20 protein-coding genes are annotated in these 19,025 nt (G+C 63.0%); 15 read left to right on the top strand and 5 right to left on the bottom strand.

Going from position 1 to position 19,025, the window contains the following annotated elements; genetic code table 11:
- The first annotated feature begins 45 nt into the window (after positions 1–45).
- The 3 genes from IVB50_RS14910 to IVB50_RS14900 all read left to right on the top strand — a co-directional run bounded on the left by IVB50_RS14910 (position 46) and on the right by IVB50_RS14900 (position 2,211).
- The gene (locus tag IVB50_RS14910; protein WP_204512354.1) at positions 46–879 is read left to right on the top strand and encodes a shikimate dehydrogenase; all 834 of its coding nucleotides are present in this window, start codon (positions 46–48) and stop codon (positions 877–879) included.
- Positions 880–945: 66 nt separating this feature from the next.
- Positions 946–1,572 carry a hypothetical protein gene (locus tag IVB50_RS14905; protein WP_085348798.1) on the top strand — a complete coding sequence of 209 codons (627 nt, stop codon included), beginning with the start codon at positions 946–948 and terminating at the stop codon, positions 1,570–1,572.
- A gap of 15 nt (positions 1,573–1,587) precedes the next feature.
- Entirely contained in the window at positions 1,588–2,211 is a 624-nt protein-coding gene (locus IVB50_RS14900) for a hypothetical protein (RefSeq protein ID WP_247296235.1), read from the top strand.
- A 116-nt stretch (positions 2,212–2,327) separates the two neighbouring features.
- Here IVB50_RS14900 and IVB50_RS14895 read toward each other — a convergent pair whose 3' ends face one another.
- A complete protein-coding gene (locus IVB50_RS14895) occupies positions 2,328–3,464 on the bottom strand; it encodes an alpha-hydroxy acid oxidase (RefSeq protein WP_018453552.1) in 1,137 nt (378 codons plus the stop codon).
- Positions 3,465–3,598: 134 nt separating this feature from the next.
- Between IVB50_RS14895 and IVB50_RS14890 the strand changes: the two genes are divergently transcribed.
- The 11 genes from IVB50_RS14890 to IVB50_RS14840 all read left to right on the top strand — a co-directional run bounded on the left by IVB50_RS14890 (position 3,599) and on the right by IVB50_RS14840 (position 14,848).
- Positions 3,599–3,766 (top strand): hypothetical protein, encoded by a 168-nt coding sequence (locus IVB50_RS14890; protein ID WP_018453553.1) that lies wholly within the window; start codon positions 3,599–3,601, stop codon positions 3,764–3,766.
- 219 nt (positions 3,767–3,985) lie between these two features.
- On the top strand, positions 3,986–5,329 hold the full coding sequence (gene glmM, locus IVB50_RS14885) for a phosphoglucosamine mutase (protein WP_018453554.1): 1,344 nt from the start codon (positions 3,986–3,988) through the stop codon (positions 5,327–5,329).
- A gap of 251 nt (positions 5,330–5,580) precedes the next feature.
- Entirely contained in the window at positions 5,581–6,831 is a 1,251-nt protein-coding gene (locus IVB50_RS14880; protein ID WP_247296232.1) for an MFS transporter, read from the top strand.
- 235 nt (positions 6,832–7,066) lie between these two features.
- Positions 7,067–7,912, top strand: coding sequence for an outer membrane beta-barrel protein (locus tag IVB50_RS14875; RefSeq protein WP_240543166.1), 846 nt, complete (start codon positions 7,067–7,069; stop codon positions 7,910–7,912).
- Positions 7,913–8,040: 128 nt separating this feature from the next.
- On the top strand, positions 8,041–8,958 hold the full coding sequence (locus IVB50_RS14870) for an outer membrane beta-barrel protein (RefSeq protein WP_085348794.1): 918 nt from the start codon (positions 8,041–8,043) through the stop codon (positions 8,956–8,958).
- 68 nt (positions 8,959–9,026) lie between these two features.
- Entirely contained in the window at positions 9,027–9,617 is a 591-nt protein-coding gene (locus IVB50_RS14865) for a glutathione S-transferase family protein (protein WP_247296229.1), read from the top strand.
- Between the two features lie 25 nt (positions 9,618–9,642).
- A complete protein-coding gene (locus IVB50_RS14860; RefSeq protein ID WP_018453559.1) occupies positions 9,643–10,107 on the top strand; it encodes a GNAT family N-acetyltransferase in 465 nt (154 codons plus the stop codon).
- 171 nt (positions 10,108–10,278) lie between these two features.
- Complete coding sequence (locus IVB50_RS14855; RefSeq protein WP_240543165.1) at positions 10,279–10,470, top strand: hypothetical protein; 192 nt, start codon at positions 10,279–10,281, stop codon at positions 10,468–10,470.
- A gap of 79 nt (positions 10,471–10,549) precedes the next feature.
- Positions 10,550–11,722: a phosphoserine transaminase gene (locus IVB50_RS14850; RefSeq protein ID WP_247296226.1), complete on the top strand. Its 1,173-nt coding sequence runs from the start codon at positions 10,550–10,552 to the stop codon at positions 11,720–11,722.
- Between the two features lie 212 nt (positions 11,723–11,934).
- Positions 11,935–13,524: a phosphoglycerate dehydrogenase gene (gene serA / locus IVB50_RS14845; protein WP_247296223.1), complete on the top strand. Its 1,590-nt coding sequence runs from the start codon at positions 11,935–11,937 to the stop codon at positions 13,522–13,524.
- A 151-nt stretch (positions 13,525–13,675) separates the two neighbouring features.
- Positions 13,676–14,848 carry an acetyl-CoA C-acyltransferase gene (locus IVB50_RS14840; RefSeq protein WP_007596708.1) on the top strand — a complete coding sequence of 391 codons (1,173 nt, stop codon included), beginning with the start codon at positions 13,676–13,678 and terminating at the stop codon, positions 14,846–14,848.
- Positions 14,849–14,935: 87 nt separating this feature from the next.
- Here the strand turns inward: IVB50_RS14840 and IVB50_RS14835 are convergent, their stop codons facing one another.
- The 4 genes from IVB50_RS14835 to IVB50_RS14820 all read right to left on the bottom strand — a co-directional run bounded on the left by IVB50_RS14835 (position 14,936) and on the right by IVB50_RS14820 (position 16,870).
- Positions 14,936–15,841: a hypothetical protein gene (locus IVB50_RS14835; RefSeq protein ID WP_247296219.1), complete on the bottom strand. Its 906-nt coding sequence runs from the start codon at positions 15,839–15,841 to the stop codon at positions 14,936–14,938.
- Between the two features lie 120 nt (positions 15,842–15,961).
- Entirely contained in the window at positions 15,962–16,114 is a 153-nt protein-coding gene (locus IVB50_RS14830; RefSeq protein ID WP_018453564.1) for a hypothetical protein, read from the bottom strand.
- Between the two features lie 297 nt (positions 16,115–16,411).
- On the bottom strand, positions 16,412–16,639 hold the full coding sequence (locus tag IVB50_RS14825) for a hypothetical protein (protein ID WP_085348786.1): 228 nt from the start codon (positions 16,637–16,639) through the stop codon (positions 16,412–16,414).
- A gap of 42 nt (positions 16,640–16,681) precedes the next feature.
- Positions 16,682–16,870: a hypothetical protein gene (locus tag IVB50_RS14820; protein ID WP_018453567.1), complete on the bottom strand. Its 189-nt coding sequence runs from the start codon at positions 16,868–16,870 to the stop codon at positions 16,682–16,684.
- A gap of 151 nt (positions 16,871–17,021) precedes the next feature.
- Between IVB50_RS14820 and IVB50_RS14815 the strand changes: the two genes are divergently transcribed.
- Positions 17,022–19,025, top strand: a complete 2,004-nt coding sequence (locus tag IVB50_RS14815) for a BTAD domain-containing putative transcriptional regulator (protein ID WP_247296216.1) — start codon at positions 17,022–17,024, stop codon at positions 19,023–19,025.

The following is a 19,025-nucleotide window of genomic DNA, read 5'->3' as shown; positions in this document are numbered from 1 at the left end:
ACGCGAAATGGATCGCCTCCGAAACCACCCCAGGGGAGGACGACCGTGACCAAGGCTCCCGCAGCCTGCCTGATCGGATGGCCGGCCGCGCATTCGCGCTCGCCGCTGATCCATCGTTATTGGCTGCGCACGCTCGGGATCGAGGGCGGCTATGTCATCGAGGCGGTTCCACCCGATAATTTGCGTGACTTCGTCCTGCGGCTGTCGCTGCGCGGCTTCGTCGGCGCCAACGTCACCATCCCGCACAAGGAAGGCGTGCTCGAGCTGTCGACGCCCGATGCCCGCGCGCGAGCGGTCGGTGCGGCCAACACGCTTTGGTTTGCAGACGGCGAGCTGCGCTCGACCAACACCGACGTCGAGGGCTTTATCGGCAATCTCGATGCCAGCGCGCCCGGCTGGGACGCAGCCGAAGAGGCGCTGGTGCTCGGCGCCGGCGGCTCCTCGCGCGCCATCGTGTTCGGGTTGCTTGAACGCGGCATCAAGCGCGTCCATCTCGCCAATCGCACCGTCGGCCGGGCCGAGATGCTTGCAAGGCAGTTCGGGCCGAAGGTGCATCCTGTTGCGTGGGATGGCATCGACCACATTCTGCCGCGTGCAAAACTTCTCGTGAACACGACCTCGCTCGGCATGCACGGTCAGCCTTCACTCGACCTTGAAGTGGCGCGCCTGCCGGATGGCGCCGTGATCGCCGATCTCGTCTATGTCCCGCTGGTGACGCCGCTGCTGGCGGCCGCACAGGCGCGCGGGTTGAAGACCGCCGACGGGCTCGGCATGCTGCTGCATCAGGCGGTCCGCGGCTTCGAGCTGTGGTTCGGCCAGCGGCCGCAGGTCACGGCCGAGCTGCGTGCGCTGGTCGAGGCCGATCTCACAAAGACTTGAGAGAATAGCGCGTAATCTCCGGAGTTCTATGTCCGTAGGGACAATAGGGCGCAATCGGAGACCATCATGTCTGTTCAACGTGCAACTTTCACACGTCCGCTCATCGCCGTCGCGATGGTGGCCGTCTCGACCCTCTCGGCCCTTGCGCAAAGGGCGCCGGTGCCGACGCGCGTGCGAGGCACGATCGAAAGCGTCAATGGCGACACGATGCAGGTCAAGGCGCGCAGCGGCGAGGATGTCAAGCTGCACATCGCCTCCGACGTGAACGTGTCGGGCATTACCAGGATTTCACTTGCCGACATCAAGCCCGGCTCCTTCGTCGGCGCCACCACCGTGCCGGGACCGGACGGAGGCGCGAACGCGGTCGAGGTGCACGTGTTTCCGGAGAGCATGCGCGGCACCGGCGAGGGCTCGCGACCCTATGACCTCAAGCCCAATTCCAGCATGACCAATGCGACCGTGTCGGAGAGCGTGGTCGGCAATGACGGCCATACGCTGCTGGTCAAGTACAAGGACGGCGAGAAGAAGGTGTTCGTCGCCGACAATACGCCGGTGGTGACCTTTGTCCCCGGCGACAGATCCGATCTGAAGGCCGGCGCCAAGGTGATCGCCTTCATGAAGCAGCTGCCGGACGGCTCATTCGAAACCAACCGCGTCAGCGTCGGCCGCGACGGCCTGACGCCGCCGATGTAAATGGAGAATAACAACATGTCGAAGAGAACCTGGATATCACGCCTCGGCGTGGCCGCGTTCGCCGCCTGCATCGTCACGTCATCCGCCCTGGCGCAGCAGACGCCGACGGTCCGCATCCGCGGCACCATCGAGAGCGTCGACGGCAACACGCTCGGCATCAAGACCCGCGAAGGAACCGACGTGAAGGTGCGCATGACCGACAACGTCGCCGTCTTCGCGGTGGTGAAGACGTCGTTGTCGGAGATCAAGGACGGCTCCTATATCGGCGTCACCGGCCTGCCCGAGCCCGACGGCACCCAGAAGGCGATCGCGGTGCACATCTTCCCCGAAAACCAGCGCGGCGCGGCCGAAGGTTTTCGTCCCTGGGACGCGCGCGCCAACTCGACCATGACCAACGCCACCGTGGCGCAGACGGTGAAGGGCACCGACGGCCAGAACATCACGGTCAAGTACAAGGACGGCGAGAAGAAAGTCGTGGTGCCGCCGGACACGTCGATCGTCACCTTCGTCGCCAGCGACAAATCCGAGCTCAAGCCCGGCGCCAAGCTGATCATTTTCGGCGCGGTGAAGAAGGACGATGGTTCGCTTGAGGCCAACCGGGTGAATGTCGGCCGCGACGGGGTGACGCCGCCGATGTGAGGGCGAACGCTGAAATCTTAGGGTGGGCAAAGGCGCGAAGCGCCGTGCCCACCCTACGATTTGCGAATTGGTGGGCACGCTTCGCTTTGCCCGCCCTACGGCACTGCCGCTGCGGTTCACATCGCGATGATATGTTCGTCGATTTCGTCAATCCGGTTGACGCCGCACAGGCCCATGGTGGTGAGCAGCTCCTTCTGGATGATGTCGATCGCCTTGGCGACGCCGGCCTGGCCGCCGGCGCCAAGGCCATAGGCGTAGGCGCGGCCGATCATGCAGGACTTCGCGCCGAGCGCGAGCGCGCGCATCACGTCCTGGCCGGAGCGGATGCCGCCGTCGAACATGATCTCCATCCTGTCACCGACCGCCTCGGCGATCTCGGGCAGCACCTCGATCGATGACGGCGCGCCGTCGAGCTGACGGCCGCCATGGTTCGAGACGACGAGAGCCTGCGCGCCGGTCTTGGCGGCTTCCTCGGCGTCCTCGACGTCCAGAATGCCCTTGATGATCAGCTTGCCCGGCCAGATGCTGCGGACCCACTCGACGTCCTTCCAGTTCAACGACGTGTCGAACTGCGAGGCGGTCCATTCGGCGAGGCGATTGAGGTCCTCGGTGTTCTTCACGTGGCCGGCGATGTTGCCGAAGGTACGGCGCTTGCCCCGCAGCACGCCGGAGACCCACGCGGGCTTTGTGGCGAAATCCAGAAATTTAGACATCGTCCACTCGGGGGGGATCGTCATGCCGTTCTTGATGTCCTGGTGGCGCTGGCCGATGACCTGGAGATCGACGGTCAGCACCAGCGCGGAGCATTTCGCCGCGATCGCGCGCTGGATCAACTCCTTGATGAAGCCGCGGTCCTTCATCACGTAGAGCTGGAACCAGAACGGCTTCTCGACATTGGCCGCGATGTCCTCGATCGAGCAGATCGACATCGTCGACTGCGTGAACGGGATACCGGCCGCTTGCGCGGCACGGCAGGCATGGATCTCGCCATCGCCATGCTGCATGCCGAGCAGGCCCACCGGCGCGAGGATTAGCGGCATGGTCGAGGGCTCGCCGAGGATCGTGGTCGCGGTGTCGCGTTTGGAGACGTCGACCAGAATGCGCTGGCGGAACTTGATCGCCTGCATGTCTTCGCGGTTGGCGCGCAGCGTTTCCTCGGCGTAGGAGCCGCGGTCGCAATAATCGAAGAACGCCTTCGGCACGCGGCGCTGATGCAGTGTGCGAAGATCGTCGATACAGGTGATGTGCTTCATGAACGTTTCCCGGCCCGTCTTGTCGGAAGAGTCTTGTATGGGAAGACTCTTGCATCGGAAGATCGAGGGGTCATCTAGCATGGTTGGATGCACAGCCAAATCGTTTGCAAATCCTTTGTGGAGAGGAGGGCGCCATGACCAGGCCGCACACCGGACCGACGCCGGAGGAGATCAAGGAGAAGCATGATCTCGAGGAAGCGCTGGAGGAGGGTCTGGAAGAGACCTTTCCGGGCTCCGATCCCGTCAGTGTCACCCAGCCGGCGCCGAGCCGCGCCGACGGCCATGTGAAGCGCTCGGACTAGGTGCCGGTTCCGCCCTGTTCCAGTATCTTCAACGGAATATAATGTTAACAAGACGTTATCGGGGCCGGGAGCCGCCCGGTTCCGTAATGATTCATCATATTTTTTGAAGCCAAGTTAGCCGTGATGGCTCTATAAGACCTCAGCAAATCAGGGATGCGGGTCCCGCTTGGGCACCCGGAGGTTGCGCTGGGGATCCCTGGTTGTTGCGTGGGGGACGATATGAGCCGCAAATATTTCGGGACGGACGGGATCCGGGGCCGCGCCAACGGACTGATCACGCCGGAGCTCGCGCTCAAGGTCGGCCAGGCCGCAGGCCTGGCGTTTCAGCGCGGTGACCACCGCCACAGGGTCGTGATCGGCAAGGACACCCGCCTGTCCGGCTACATGATCGAATACGCGATGGTCGCGGGCTTCACTTCGGTCGGCATGGACGTGCTGCTGGTCGGCCCGATGCCGACGCCCGCGGTCGCGATGCTGACCAAGTCGATGCGCGCCGATCTCGGCGTGATGATCTCCGCCTCGCATAATCTGTTCGAGGACAACGGCATCAAGCTGTTCGGGCCGCAGGGCTTCAAGCTCTCCGACGACGTCGAGAAGCAGATCGAGCAGCTGCTCGATGAGCCCATCGACAAGCGTCTCGCCCAGAGCGCCAGTCTCGGCCGCGCCCGCCGCATCGACGGCGTGCATGACCGCTACATCGAATTCGCCAAGCGCACGCTGCCGCGCGATCTGTCACTCGACGGCCTGCGCGTCGTGGTCGATTGCGCCAATGGCGCCGCCTACAAGGTGGTGCCGGAAGCGCTGTGGGAGCTGGGCGCCGACGTGATCCCGATCGGGGTCGAGCCCGACGGTTTCAACATCAACAAGGAATGCGGCTCCACCTCGCCGGAAGCGCTGTCGAAGAAGGTGCGCGAGATGCGCGCCGACATCGGTATCGCGCTCGACGGTGACGCCGATCGCGTCATCCTGGTCGACGAGCGCGGCCACATCGTCGACGGCGACCAGCTGCTCGCGGTTATCGCGCAGAGCTGGAAGGAAGACGGTCGGCTGTCGCGATCGGGCATCGTCGCCACCGTGATGTCGAACCTCGGGCTCGAGCGCTTCCTTAATGCGCAGGGGCTCGATCTCGTGCGCACGCCGGTCGGCGATCGCTACGTGCTCGAGCAGATGCTGAACGGCGGCTACAATCTCGGTGGCGAGCAGTCCGGCCACATCATCCTGTCCGACTACGCCACCACCGGGGACGGCTTCGTGGCCGCATTGCAGGTGCTTGCCGTGGTGCAGAAGCTGCGCCGGCCGGTGTCGGAAGTCTGCCACCGTTTCGATCCGCTGCCGCAGATCCTGAAGAACGTCCGTCACAAGGGCGGCAAGCCGCTCGACAATTCCGACGTCAAATCGGCGATCTCCGACGGCGAGCAGCGGCTCAACGGCCACGGCCGCCTGCTGATCCGCTCCTCCGGCACCGAGCCGGTGATCCGCGTCATGGGCGAGGGCGAGGATCGCATCCTGGTCGAGGACGTCGTCGATACCATCGTCTCGGCGCTCGGGAACGCCGCGGCCTGAACTCGCAGCCATCCTTCGAGATGCCCGCTTTCGCGGGCTCCTCAGGATGAGGTTTTGTTTCCAGGCGAAGACGTAGACCCTCATGGTGAGGAGCCCGCCACAGGCGGGCGTCTCGAACCATGCAGGCCGCAGTTTGGCCGCGAAATCTGGCGAAGCGCATTCCAGCCATGGGCGTTTGGCGGTGGATCGGTCGCCGCGCGCATCGTAACTAGCTTGTCGCGGCAATCTGCCGCGCCCGCCGGGATGCTCCAGTGAACAAGCCTGTCGTCGTCTCAGAGGAAACACTGACGGAGCCCGTCCTCGTCAGCGACGTCGCACCCGGCGCCAAAAGTGCCGCGGGGCCGGCCTATGTCGTGCTGGCCGGCATCAGCTTCTCGCACTTCCTCAACGACACCATGCAGTCGCTGATCGCTTCGGTGTATCCGATCCTGAAGGACACCTACGCGCTCGACTTCGCGCAGATCGGCATGATCACGCTGGCCTTCCAGTTCACGGCCTCGCTGCTCCAGCCGGTGGTCGGCCACTACACCGACAAGAAGGCGCAGCCCTATTCGCTGTCGATCGGCATGGCCTCGACCTTCTTCGGTCTGTTGCTGCTCAGTGCCGCCCACCAATATCTGGTCATCCTCGTCGCCGCCGCTCTGGTCGGCCTCGGCTCGGCGGTGTTTCACCCGGAGTCGGCGCGCATCGCGCGGCTCGCCTCCGGCGGCCGTTACGGTTTTGCGCAATCGGTGTTCCAGCTCGGCGGCAGTTTTGGCACCTCGATGGGACCGGTGCTCGCCGCGCTCATCGTCGTGCCGTTCGGGCAGGGCAGCATCGCCTGGTTCTCCTCGATCGCCTTCCTCGCGATCCTCATCCTCTGGCGCATCGGCCGCTGGTACGAACCGCAGATCAAGGCGAAGAAGGCGGTGGTGGATCAAGCCCATCCCGACGCGCCGAATTCGCGTCGCGTCGTCGTTGCGCTCCTCGTGCTGGTCGCGCTGCTGTTCTCGAAGCAGCTCTACGTCTCGAGCCTGTCGAGCTACTACATCTTCTATCTGATCGACCGCTTCGGCGTATCGACGCAAGCCGCGCAGATGTATCTCTTCATTTTCCTCGCAGCGAACGCGGTCGGCGCTTTTCTCGGTGGTCCCCTGGGCGATCGCTTCGGCCGCAAGATCGTGATCTGGATCTCGATCCTGGGGGCGCTGCCGTTCACGCTGGCGCTGCCCTATGCCGGGCTCTATGCGAGCGCGGTGCTGTCCGTGCTCATCGGCCTGATCATCTCCTCGACGACGTCGTCGATCATCGTGTTCGCGCAGGAGCTGGTACCGCACCGCTTCGGCATGATCTCCGGCGTATTCTTCGGTGTCGCCTTCGGCATCGGCGGCCTGGGCGCCGCCGTGCTCGGCAAGCTCGCCGACCACACCTCGATCGCGTTCGTCTACCAGGTTTGCGCCTATCTGCCGGCGATCGGCCTGCTTGCGGTATTCCTGCCCAAGCTGCCGCGGCACGCGCGTTAACATATCCTGACTTGCTGCAACGCGGCTTCATACATCGTTAGGAAATGCGGCGACGGCGTCGCATTTGGCGCTGCATTTTTGCAACGCTCGCGACGCCCGCGCGTGCGAGTTGAGAAAAAATCAACCTTAAAAATTAGGGTTAAGTGGCGCTTAAGCATTTGCTGGCATCGTCCGGGCCGTGAGTTTCCAGAACGTGAGGCGCCGTATTGCCTCACCGGCCAAAAGGACGAAGCCAATGCGTAGCGTTAAGTCTCTCCTTGCCGCGGGTGCGGCAACCCTGATCTCCTCGATGGCGTTCGCCGCCGACATGCCGATCGCGGCGCCCCCTCCGATGTACGCGCCCCCGGCTCCGCCCGCCGACTTCGGTGGCTGGTACCTGCGCGGCGACGTCGGCTTCAGCAATCAGAAGACGAGCGATCTCCACTACGGTCGCGAGTCCGCCTATTCGCAGCTCACCTCGTTCAATCAGCAGTCGTCGTTCGACACCGCCGGCATCTTTGGCCTCGGCGCGGGTTACCGGTTCAACAATTGGTTCCGCGCGGACGTGACCGGGCAGTATCGCGGCAATTCGAATTTCAAGGGAACGGATCGTTTCACCGGAACCGCGGGCGGCGTGCCCTACAGCGGGATCGATAATTACAGCGCATCCAAGTCCGAATGGCTGGTCTTGGCGAACGCGTATGTCGACCTGGGCACCTGGTGGTGCATCACGCCGTTCATCGGTGCCGGCGTTGGCGGCGCACGCGTCTCCATCTCGAACTTTACCGATACCGGCATCAACGATCTTGCGTTCTCGACGGCGAGCTTCTCGAGCGCACCAGCCGGTTCGAAGTGGAACCTGGCGTGGGCTGCCCATGCGGGTCTCGCGTACAAGGTCAATCCCAACCTCGTTCTCGAACTGGCCTACAGCTATGTCGATATGGGTGAGGGGCAAACCGGTGTCTTGTCGACCTACACCGGGGCAACCACCGGCAACGTTTTCAAGTTCAAGGACATTACCTCGCACGACCTGAAGCTCGGCGTGCGCTGGAATCTCGACAGCCCGCCGGCCTACATGCCGCCGCTCGTCACCAAGGGCTGATCGTCAGCCTCATCGCTTAATCTCTCTTAACGGCGCGGGATCATCCCGCGCCGTTTTGCTTTGCGTATTTTTCATGGCGGGCGGCGACGAAAGCCTCCGGCGCAACCATTGGTTAAGGTTAACGGGCCATGATCACGAGCGAAAGTTCGAGTTCGATGGAGCGTTCGATGCGTAGGCTTTTGTTGGCGGTGGCGATGTTGGGGACGGTCTCTGCGGCGCACGCGGCCGATCTCTCCGATCTTCCCATCCTCCGAGGCAGCTTCACCGACGGGCTGTCAAAGACGTCCCACAACTGGGACGGTTTTTATGTTGGCGGCCAGTTCGGGTTTGCCACGACCGATGTTGATTTCAGTCATGCTCCGAAGACGATGACCGACTTCATGCTTCGCAACAGCATCCTTGAGGCGCCAGTCGGCGGCTGGTCGCTGCTGCCGAGTAACCACGTGCAGTCGACCGGGTTTGGCGCCTATGTCGGCCGCAATTGGCAGCTCTACGATGCAGTGTTCGGCGTCGAGGCCAATTACAGCTACATGAAGAATATATCGAGCTCGGCAAGTGATTCCATGACACGCATTCTCGACGGTGAGACGGCGCCAACGGGCCATACCTATACCTACGTCACTTCACTCGGTGGTGGTGCTGCGCTAAAGCTGAAGGATTACGCCACCTTCCGCGGTCGGGTCGGTTGGGACGGCGGCGACTTCATGCCCTATGCCTTCGCCGGTCTGGCGATTGGGCGCGCTGAAGTTTCGCGATTCGCGACGGTGTCCTACATCAAGCATGACGACTATGACGAGTCGATTGTCCTGGGCGGTGTTACGGCGACGATCCATCGACAGGACACGATTGACACGGGTACGTTTAACAAGACTGAGCTGCGCACCAACAGCTTCATGTACGGATGGACGGCCGGTATCGGTGTCGAGTACGCGATCTGCAACAACATCCTGGTTCGCGGCGAATGGGAGCATGTCGGCTTCTCGGACGTGAAGGACATCACTGTCGGCCTGAATAACTTCCGCGTCGGCATTGGCTACCAGTTCTGAGTCGCCCGCTTCCTGTTGACAGATTCCTTCCGTCCTGATGCTCTGTCGCCGAATGCGCGGGGGCACCGATGCGGATCTACGGCGATAGCAATTCCGGCAATTGTCTGAAGGTGAAGTGGGTCTGCGACAAGCTCGCGGTGCTCTACGAGTGGATCGAGATCGACACCCGCAAGGGCGAGACCCGTACGCCGCAATTCCTCCAGATGAACGGTGCCGGCCAGGTGCCCACCGTCGCTCTCGACGACGGTCGCACGCTGGCGCAGTCCAATGCCATCATCCGCTATCTCGCGCGCGACAGTGCGCTCATTCCGGGCGACGCCTTCACTGCCGCCAAGATGGACGAATGGCTGTTCTGGGAACAATACAGCCACGAGCCCTATATCGCGGTGTGCCGCTTCCAGCTCGTCTATCTCGGCAAGGACGCCTCCGAGCTCGATCCTGAAAAGGTCAAGCGCGGCTACGCGGCGCTCGATCGCATGGAGCAGCATCTGGCGGCAAACCGCTTCTTCGCCGGTGATGACGTTTCGCTTGCCGACGTCTCGCTGCTTGCCTATACGCGCGTCGCGCATGAAGGCGGCTTCGATCTCGGTCGCTATGCCGCCATCCGCCGCTGGATCGGCGAAGCCGAGACCTTTCTCGGGCTACCCAAGGTGCGTTAGGCGCGCTTGAGGCAGGAGTAACTTTATGAACGCCGAATCTGTCTCCATTCGTCCCGCGCGCCGCGAAGATGTTGCTGCGATCGTGACGATGCTCGCCGACGATCATCTCGGGAGCGCACGCGAGCGCGTGGAAGACCCGTTGCATGCGTCCTATTACGAGGCATTCGCGCGGGTCGAGCGCGATCAAAATATCCAGCTTGTGGTTGTCGAGAGTGAGGGCAGGGTGGTCGGCTGCCTGCAGCTCGCGATCCTGCCGGGTCTCAGCTCGCAAGGCGGCTTGCGCGGTCTGCTCGAAGACGTCCGCGTCGCTTCCGATTGCCGCAGCCGCGGCATCGGCGAGCAATTGGTGCAATGGGCGGTGACGGAAGCGAAAGCGCGCGGTTGCAATCTCGTCGAACTGCTGACGCATCAGACGCGAACAGATGCGCAGCGCTTCTACAAGCGGCTTGGGTTCACGGCGAGTCACGTCGGCATGACTGTCCGCTTTTGACGCAGCACGCTATGAGCCTTGCGCGATCAGCGAAATCGGATCGCGCGTACGTTCATATTAAGAGCTGATAAACCACCGTCACGGCGTTCACGTTGGTGAAGGAACGAACGGTGCTACGGGACGTCGAAACCGGGCTCGATCGGTTCGGGGATTTCGATGACAAGCTATTCGATGATCAAGGTCGGCAACGACTACGTCGTGCAGGCCAATGACAAATGCATTTTGAAAGTCGGCAGCCGCCGCCGCGCCGCGCAATTGATCAGCGATGCCACGGGCTTGCTGAACGCGCTGGCGGTGGTCGATTCCCCCAAGATCGCACCGGAGGCGCCATCACCCGCGCGTGAGGCGCCGGAACTTCCTTGACTGGTCTTCCCGATTCCCGTATCAGCCGCGGCGGGACACCTCCCCCCAACGGGAGGCTTACTATCTGGAAGGGTAGACGATGACTGTAGCGAAGCCCGCTTCGCGGCCGAACATGCCGCATTTTTCCTCCGGCCCCTGCGCCAAGCGCCCCGGATGGAATGCCCAAAATCTCAAGGACGCAGCGCTCGGCCGTTCGCATCGCGCGAAGGTCGGCAAGACCAAGCTCAAGCTAGCGATCGATTTGACGCGCGAAGTGCTCGAAGTGCCCGCTGATTATCGCATCGGCATCGTGCCGGCCTCCGATACCGGCGCGGTCGAGATGGCGCTGTGGTCGATGCTGGGTGCGCGGCCCGTCACCACGCTCGCCTGGGAATCCTTTGGCGAGGGCTGGGTCAGCGACATCGTCAAGGAATTGAAGCTCAAGGACGTCACCAAGCTCAACGCGGCTTACGGTGAGATCCCCGACCTCTCCAAGGTCGATCCGAAGTCCGACGTCGTCTTCACCTGGAACGGCACCACCTCGGGCGTGCGCGTGCCGAACGCCGACTGGATCAGCGCGACCCGCGAAGGCCTGACCATCTGCGACGCCACCTCGGCCGCGTTCGCGCAACCCCTCGACTGGGCCAAGCTCGACGTCGTCACCTTCTCCTGGCAGAAGGCGCTCGGCGGCGAAGCCGCGCATGGCATGCTGATCCTGTCGCCCCGCGCGGTGGAGCGGCTCGAAACCTACAAGCCGGCCTGGCCGCTGCCGAAGATTTTCCGCATGACCAAGGGCGGCAAGATCAACGAAGGCATTTTCGTCGGCGAGACCATCAACACGCCGTCGATGCTCTGCGTCGAGGATTATCTCGACGCACTGAACTGGGCCAAGTCGATCGGCGGCCTGAAGGCGTTGATCGCGCGCGCCGACGCCAACACCAAGGTGCTCGCCGACTGGAAGGCTAAGACGCCCTGGATCGACTTCCTCGCCAAGGACGCCGCAATCCGCTCCAACACTTCGGTGTGCCTGAAGTTCACCGATCCCGCGATCACCTCACTCTCCGAGGACGCGCAGGCCGAGTTCAGCAAGAAGCTGGTGGCGCTGGTCGAGAAAGAGGGCGCGGGCTACGACTTCGCCTACTATCGCGATGCGCCCGCCGGCCTGCGTATCTGGTGCGGCGCCACCGTCGAGGCCAGTGATGTCGCGCTGCTGACCCAGTGGATCGACTGGGCCTTCGCCGAGACCAAGGCCGCGCTCGCCAAGGCGGCGTAGTTTTTACCTCTCCCCGTTCTTACGGGGAGAGGTCGGGTCGCGCAGCGATCCGGGTGAGGGGCTCTCTCCGCGAGCACCTCGCCTGTGGCTGCCCCTCACCCCGACCCTCTCCCCGTAAGAACGGGGAGAGGGAGAGCAAAGAGCTTCCGAGCAATTCCCCATTCCGGCCCTCAGGCCGATCTCCCTCTAGGGACGGCGAAGGACACATCTCCATGACCAAACCCAAAGTTCTCATTTCCGACGCGCTCTCTCCCGCTGCCGTGCAGATCTTCAAAGACCGCGGCGTCGAGGTCGACTTCCAGCCCAATCTCGGCAAGGACAAGGACAAGCTCGCCGAGATCATCGGCAATTACGACGGCCTCGCGATCCGCTCCGCGACCAAGGCGACCGCGAAGATCCTCGAGAAGGCGACCAACCTCAAGGTGATCGGCCGCGCCGGCATCGGCGTCGACAACGTCGAGATTCCTGCCGCCACGGCCAAGGGTATCATCGTGATGAACACGCCGTTCGGCAATTCGATCACGACCGCCGAGCACGCCATCACCCTGATGCTGGCGCTGGCGCGCGAGATTCCGCAGGCGGACGCTTCGACCCAGGCCGGCAAGTGGGAGAAGAACCGCTTCATGGGCGTCGAGATCACCGGCAAGGTGCTCGGAGTCGTCGGCTGCGGCAACATCGGCTCGATCGTCGCCGACCGCGCGCTCGGCCTGCGCATGAAGGTGATCGCGTTCGATCCGTTCCTGTCGCCGGAGCGCGCCAGGGACATCGGCGTCGAGAAGGTCGAGCTCGACGACCTCTTCAAGCGCGCCGACTTCATCACCCTGCACACCCCGCTCACCGAGAAGACCAGGAACATCATCGACGCAGCCGCGATCGCCAAGATGAAGAAGGGCGTGCGCCTGATCAACTGCGCCCGCGGCGGTCTCGTCGACGAGCAGGCCGTGGTCAACGCTTTGAATTCCAAGCACATCGCCGGCGCCGCTTTCGACGTCTTTGTCGAGGAGCCCGCCACCGCGAATGTGCTGTTCGGTCATCCCAACGTGATCTGCACGCCGCATCTCGGCGCGTCCACCACCGAGGCGCAGGAGAACGTCGCGCTCCAGGTTGCCGAGCAGATGTCGGATTACCTGCTCACCGGCGCGATCTCGAATGCCGTCAACTTCCCCTCGATCACGGCGGAAGAGGCGCCGAAGCTGAAGCCGTTCATCGCGCTCGCTGAAAAGCTCGGTTCGTTCGCGGGACAGCTCACCGAGAGCGGCATCCTCAAGGTCGAGATCACCTATGAGGGCCACGTGGCCGAGATGAAGATCAAGGCGATCACCTCCGCCGTGCTGTCGGGCCTGCTGCGGCCGATGCTGGGTGAGGTCAACGTCGTCTCCGCGCCCGTCGTCGCCAAGGAGCGCGGCATGGTGGTGGACGAGATCGTCCGCGCCGCCCAGAGTGACTATGAAAGCCTGATCACCGTCACCGTCACCACCGAGCGGCAGGAGCGGTGGGTCTCGGGCACGGTCTATGCCGACGGCAAGCCGCGCCTGGTCGACATCAAGGGCATCCGCGTCGACGCTGAATTTGGCAAGTCGATGATCTACGTGACCAACGAGGACAAGCCGGGTTTCATAGGCAAGTTCGCGAGCCTGCTCGGCGATGCCAAGATCAACATCGCGACCTTCCATCTTGGCCGCGTTGCGCCGGGCTCCGATGCCATCGCGCTGATCGAGGTCGACGGCGCGGTGCCGGCCGATCTGCTTGCCAAGGTGCAGGCTCTGCCGCAGGTCAAGCAGGTCAAGGCGCTGACGTTCTGATCCGCCGACATATTCCGACCCGCGGAACAACGCCGCCCTCTCGCGAGGGCGGCGTTTTTATTTCTCCCGCGACCGCCGGACATTGTGTACCAATGGCGCCGAGAAACCTCGACCGATGCTCCGGTCAAAATCGTTCGAAAGGGAGAAAACAATGCGTGAAGCCGTCATCGTTTCCTATGCACGCACGGGCCTCGCGAAATCCGGCCGCGGCGGGTTCAACATCACCCCGCCGATGTCGCTCGCGGCCCACGCCATTCACCACGCAGTCGACCGCGCCGGCGTCGAGAAGGACTATGTCGAGGATTGCTATCTCGGCAATTGCGCTCATGGCGCGCCGAACATCGGCCGCCAGGCCGCGCTGCTGGCGGGAATGCCGAAATCGACCGGGGGCGTCTCGGTGAACCGGTTCTGCTCGTCCGGTCTCCAGACCATCGCGATGGCCGCCAACTCGATCCGCTCGGACGGTTCCGACTGCATCGTCGCAGGCGGCGTCGAGAGCATCTCGATGCCGGGCGGCGGCACGCCGAAGGAATCGATCGATCCCGAACTGCTCAAGACGGCACCGGCGATCTTCATGGCGATGATTGACACCGCCGATATCGTCGCCGAGCGCTACAATCTCAGCCGTGAATATCAGGACGAGTATTCGCTGGAGTCGCAGCGCCGCATGGCCGCCGCGCAGCAGGCCGGCAAGTTCAAGGACGAGATCGTCCCGATGAAGACTAAGATGAAGGTGGTCGACAAGGCGACCAAGGCCGAGTCGATCGTCGATTACGTCGTCGACCGCGACGAGTGCAACCGGCCCGAGACCACGCTGGAAGGTCTCGCCAAGCTCGAGCCCGTCAGGGGCCCCGGCAAGTTCGTCACGGCCGGCAACGCCAGCCAGCTGTCGGACGGCGCCGCGGCCGTGGTGCTGATGGAAGCCAAGGACGCGGAGAAGCGCGGCCTCAATCCCATGGGCCGCTTCGTCGCCTGGGCGGCCGCGGGTTGCGAGCCGGACGAGATGGGCATCGGCCCGATCTTTGCCGTGCCGAAGCTGTTGAAGCGTCATGGCCTGAAGATCGACGACATCGATCTCTGGGAGCTCAATGAAGCCTTCGCCAGCCAGTGTCTCTATTCGCGCGACAAGCTCGGCATCGATCCCGCCAAGTACAATGTCAACGGCGGATCGATCGCGATCGGCCATCCGTTCGGCATGACCGGCGCGCGGCTCACCGGCCACATCCTCCAGGAGGGCAAGCGCCGCAAGGCGAAGTGGGGCGTCGTGACGATGTGCATCGGCGGCGGCCAGGGCGGCGCGGGACTGTTCGAAATCTACAGCTGAGATCGAGCCTCATGAATGCGGAAGGCACGGCGTCGCAAGCGCCGTGCCTTGTTGTTTGAGCACCAGGTCAGGCGTGTACTCTTTGGGTCATCGGTTTTGTGGGATGAAGCGGCTGAAGGATGGTAGTCTAAGACAAAGCTTGATGATGAGGGGAAGCGCGAGGACCGGGATGACGCACGCAGCGACATAATCTTCCGCCAGCGACGGCAGACCGAAGCTCGCCGCTGCCCACACGAGCGTGACGTTGCGGTTTCCGCTCACGAGACCGATGGTACCGGCGGTTTGCCACCCCAGTCTCGCGAACGTCATGGCAGCGAGGACGCACAGACCGAAATTGAACACGATCGCCGCGGCGAGCATCACGTCGAAACGCAGGGCGTTGCTGGTCCATTGCGCCCGTATGCCTTGCGAGGTGGCAAGCCCCACGATCATGAGCCCGACAACGGCGATCCCGGTGGCGGCGCTTTGATCGGGCAGAACAGGAATCACATGACGACGAAACCTCATGGCTAAGAAGGCCACCAGGCCTGCAGCGCCGATAATGCTGAAGAGCCGGATCGCCAGCCTGCCCATGTCGAATGCAATTCCAAGTCCGAGCACCGTGGCAAAACTCGGAATCGAGATCGGCGTGAGCAAGGTCAGTGCGATGGAAACGAGCAGTGCGAGACGTGGTCGCAAACCGAGCATTCCGGCGATCGCAGCGGCGCTTCCGACCGGCGGCGCCAGCAATGAAAGCAGAACGCCGGCCCGCAGCGCAGGATCAAGCGGAGCAAAGGACAGCAGAATCGCAGCAGCGAATGGCAGCACCAGGCCAACCCAGGCAAGCACCACGCCCATCAGGAGCGGACGAATGCTGGCTTCAGAGGGGGCAAGACCCGCCGTAAGAAACGAGCCCAGCGTCAGAAGAAATGCCGAAAAAGGCAAAAGATCGTAGCCGAGATGAGCGAAGGGAGTGATCACCAGCCCTGCGCAAAGCGAGATCACCAGGAGCATGGGTCCTTGTCCGCCAAGCGTGGACAATATCCGGCCAACGTACATATCAGCTCCTCTGGACTTACGCATCAACGACGATGCGTCTTCAGATTTCAGTCATGTCGGCCGCCATTGCGAACGTCAGAAGAATCCGGCGCTCAAATCCAGGCCGTAGGTTCGTGAGAGCACGAACACAAAGGCGCACGCTGCGCACAACAGGAGGGCGTGCTTCGCCAATTCGGCACCGATGACCGAGAGGACCGTGCGGGAAATCGTGCGTATGATTGCTGGCATGTTGCCTCCTGGTTTTTCAAATCCCATGAACCGGCTGCATGTGGCGGCCGTCAGTCGGTGTGCGAAGCGAGGATCAGGGGCGGATCACCTGGCTCGGTCGACGCGCGCTGAATCAGGATCGCGCCGATCACGTGAACGAGGCCGAATCCCAGCAGAACGAGGATCATCAGGCGCGTCTCGCCGCCTGTTCGCTTTCTGTCGTGCGATGCCGGAGATCTGGCCCGAATTGGAGACGCAGCACGGTTGTGATTGTTCACGATTGTCCTCATATGCTTTGCTGTCGCTCGTCCCGATCGCCTACGGCGCCGGCGGGTTCGAAATGTAGTGGGTAACGAAATCGTCGGAGGCGAGGTTGGCTTGGCGCTCTCGGGGCGCCTTGCTCATTGCCGCGAAGGCAATCACCAGCGCCAGGAGCGAGCCATAGAAGGCGACCACTCCAAGTCTCCACATCGCAACCAATCGCTGTTCTTGGTCGGACGCGAGAAACCTCTGCGATTGTCTTCCCTGCTGTGCGATGTCGGTCAATGCGACCTCCTGTTTGATGGCTGTTGTGATGCCGGCGTGCGATCAGTCGCCTCCGAAAAGGAGCGGTGCGACGGGCGGCGCCGACTGCGAAGCGGCCCTGAGTGTCGGGTGTGCAAAGGTCGTCAACGCTGCGTCGAATCCGGCGAGAACCACGAACAAGCCAACGACGATCATGATGAGGTGATGCGCGCGCACGCTGACTTCCGGATGAAATTGCTCCGCGTCGATCAACCAACCGGCATCTCGTCGCGATGCGATCTGAACCCACTGTCGTCGTCGCCGGCGTCACTCGGCCGTCACTGCAGCGTTAATATTGTTCGCTAAGGCGGCAATTCGTGTAGGATGTATATCCGTGAGCGCATCTGCTTATTTTTGAGGCGGAATGACCGAAACTGCACCCGCGCCCAGCCCAAGTTTTACTCTCGCACTTCTTGGACGTTTTGAACTGATCGGGCCGGACGGTGCCGTCAGCTTACCGAACAAGAAGCTCGCGGGATTGCTGGCCTATCTGGCCTACACGGCACCTCAGCCTCAGCACCGCGAAAAACTCTCGACCTTGCTGTGGGGATCGCACTTCGAAGCGCAGGCGAAGCAAAACCTGCGACAGGCCCTGTTCAAGCTGCGTCAAGTTCTTGGTCAGAGTGCTCTCAGGAGTGACGGCGAATTCATTTCGTTGAATGCCGTTGTGATCACCTGCGATGTGCCGCAATTCGAGCGGCTTGTCAGAAAGGGCAGCCGTGACGCGCTGACCGCGGCGGCAGATCTCTATCGCGGGCGCCTCGTCGATGACATCGCGGTCAACGCTGAGGGCTGGAGCGAGTGGGTGGCCGGCGAACGCGAGCGGTTATCGGAGCTGGCTGTCGGCGCGATGGTAGCGCTCGGCGACCAGGAACTGTCCGACGGACGTGCCGGCGATGCCCTGCTCGCCGGCCAGCGCGCCAATGCACTCAACAGCATGCGCGAGGATGCGCACCGCCTGATCATGCGCGCGTTGTCCGCGGCCGGCCGCAACGCCGAGGCGCTCAAATATTATCAGGCCGTCGTTGCCTTTCTGAAGCAAGAGCTCGGCACCGCGCCCGATGCCACAACCAGCGCGCTGGCTGCGGAATTGCGCAAGGTCCAGGAGCAGAAGATCGTTCTGCCGGCAGCGGAGCCGACGGCAGACCTTTCGCACCAGGCGGAGCACGTGTTCGGCAACGACAGGCCCTCCGTGGCGGTGCTTCCGTTCCGCAACATGGGTGATGAAACCGAACAGGACTACTTCGCCGATGGCGTCACTGCAGACATCATCACCGCTCTATCGCGCTTTCGCGAGCTGGTGGTGATCGCGGCCGGATCGAGCTTTGCCCTTCGGGACAAGGGAATGACCAGCCGGCAGATTGCGCAGCAACTCGGTGCGCAATACGTCCTGAGCGGTCATATTCGCAAGGCGGGCAACCGCATTCGCGTCTCGGCCGAGCTCACTCATACCGGAAGCGAGGCCCAGGTCTGGTCCAATCGCTACGATCGCCCCCTGGTCGACATCTTCGACCTGCAGGACGACGTCAGCAGCAGTGTTGCCGCAGTCGTCGATCCCGCCGTTCGTAGCGCCGAGATCGAACGCGCACGCCGCAAGCCGCCAACTGATCTTTCGGCCTATGATCTGTATTTGCGCGGCCTTCATCATTTATGGGGCGGCACCCGCGAAGGTATCGTCAAGGCCATCGATCTGCTTCGGCGGTCTCTGAGCCTCGATCAGGAGCGAACGGCGACGCTGGCGGCGCTGGCTTGGGGACTCGTGATGGCTCCGCCGCTCGGCGCCAACATGTCTGCGGATGCCGCGTCCGAGGCGGTCGGTCTGGCGCGCCGCGCCGTCGAGCAGGATAGTGGGGACGCTTTCGCCCACGCTGTCTATGGCTTCACGCTGTTTGGGCCCGCCGGCGACAACGATCAGGGGCGCATTCACGCCAGCGAAGCCGCAAGGCTCAATCCGAGTTCGGCTTTCGCATGGGGTGTACTCGGAATGATCGACAGCATGGGAGGCGATTATGCCAACGCACTCGCATGCCTGCATCGGTCTCTCGTCCTCAGCCCCGAGGACAGCATGCTCCATATGTGGATGACGGGACTGACCGCGTCCTACTTTGCCCTCGGGCAGTACGAGGAGGGCGTTGCCTGGGCGCGCAAGTCGGTTCGGCACAATCCGAGCAACGGCACCGGACATCGCATGCTCGCGGCCAACCTGGTCGGGGTCGGCCGGCTGGAGGAAGCCCGCGAGGTCACCCGGGTTCGCGATGCGGCACAAAAAACGACGATCCGCGATCTGCGCGCCATGCGCTTTTTCAAGCAGCACGAGGCGCTTGAACGCTACCTTTCGGCCCAGCAGATCGCCGGCGTGGCCGACTGA

The organism is Bradyrhizobium sp. 87, assembly GCF_023073015.1.
GTDB classification, from domain to species: Bacteria; Pseudomonadota; Alphaproteobacteria; order Rhizobiales; family Xanthobacteraceae; genus Bradyrhizobium; species Bradyrhizobium canariense_D.
This window is presented reverse-complemented; position numbering and strand designations above follow the sequence as displayed.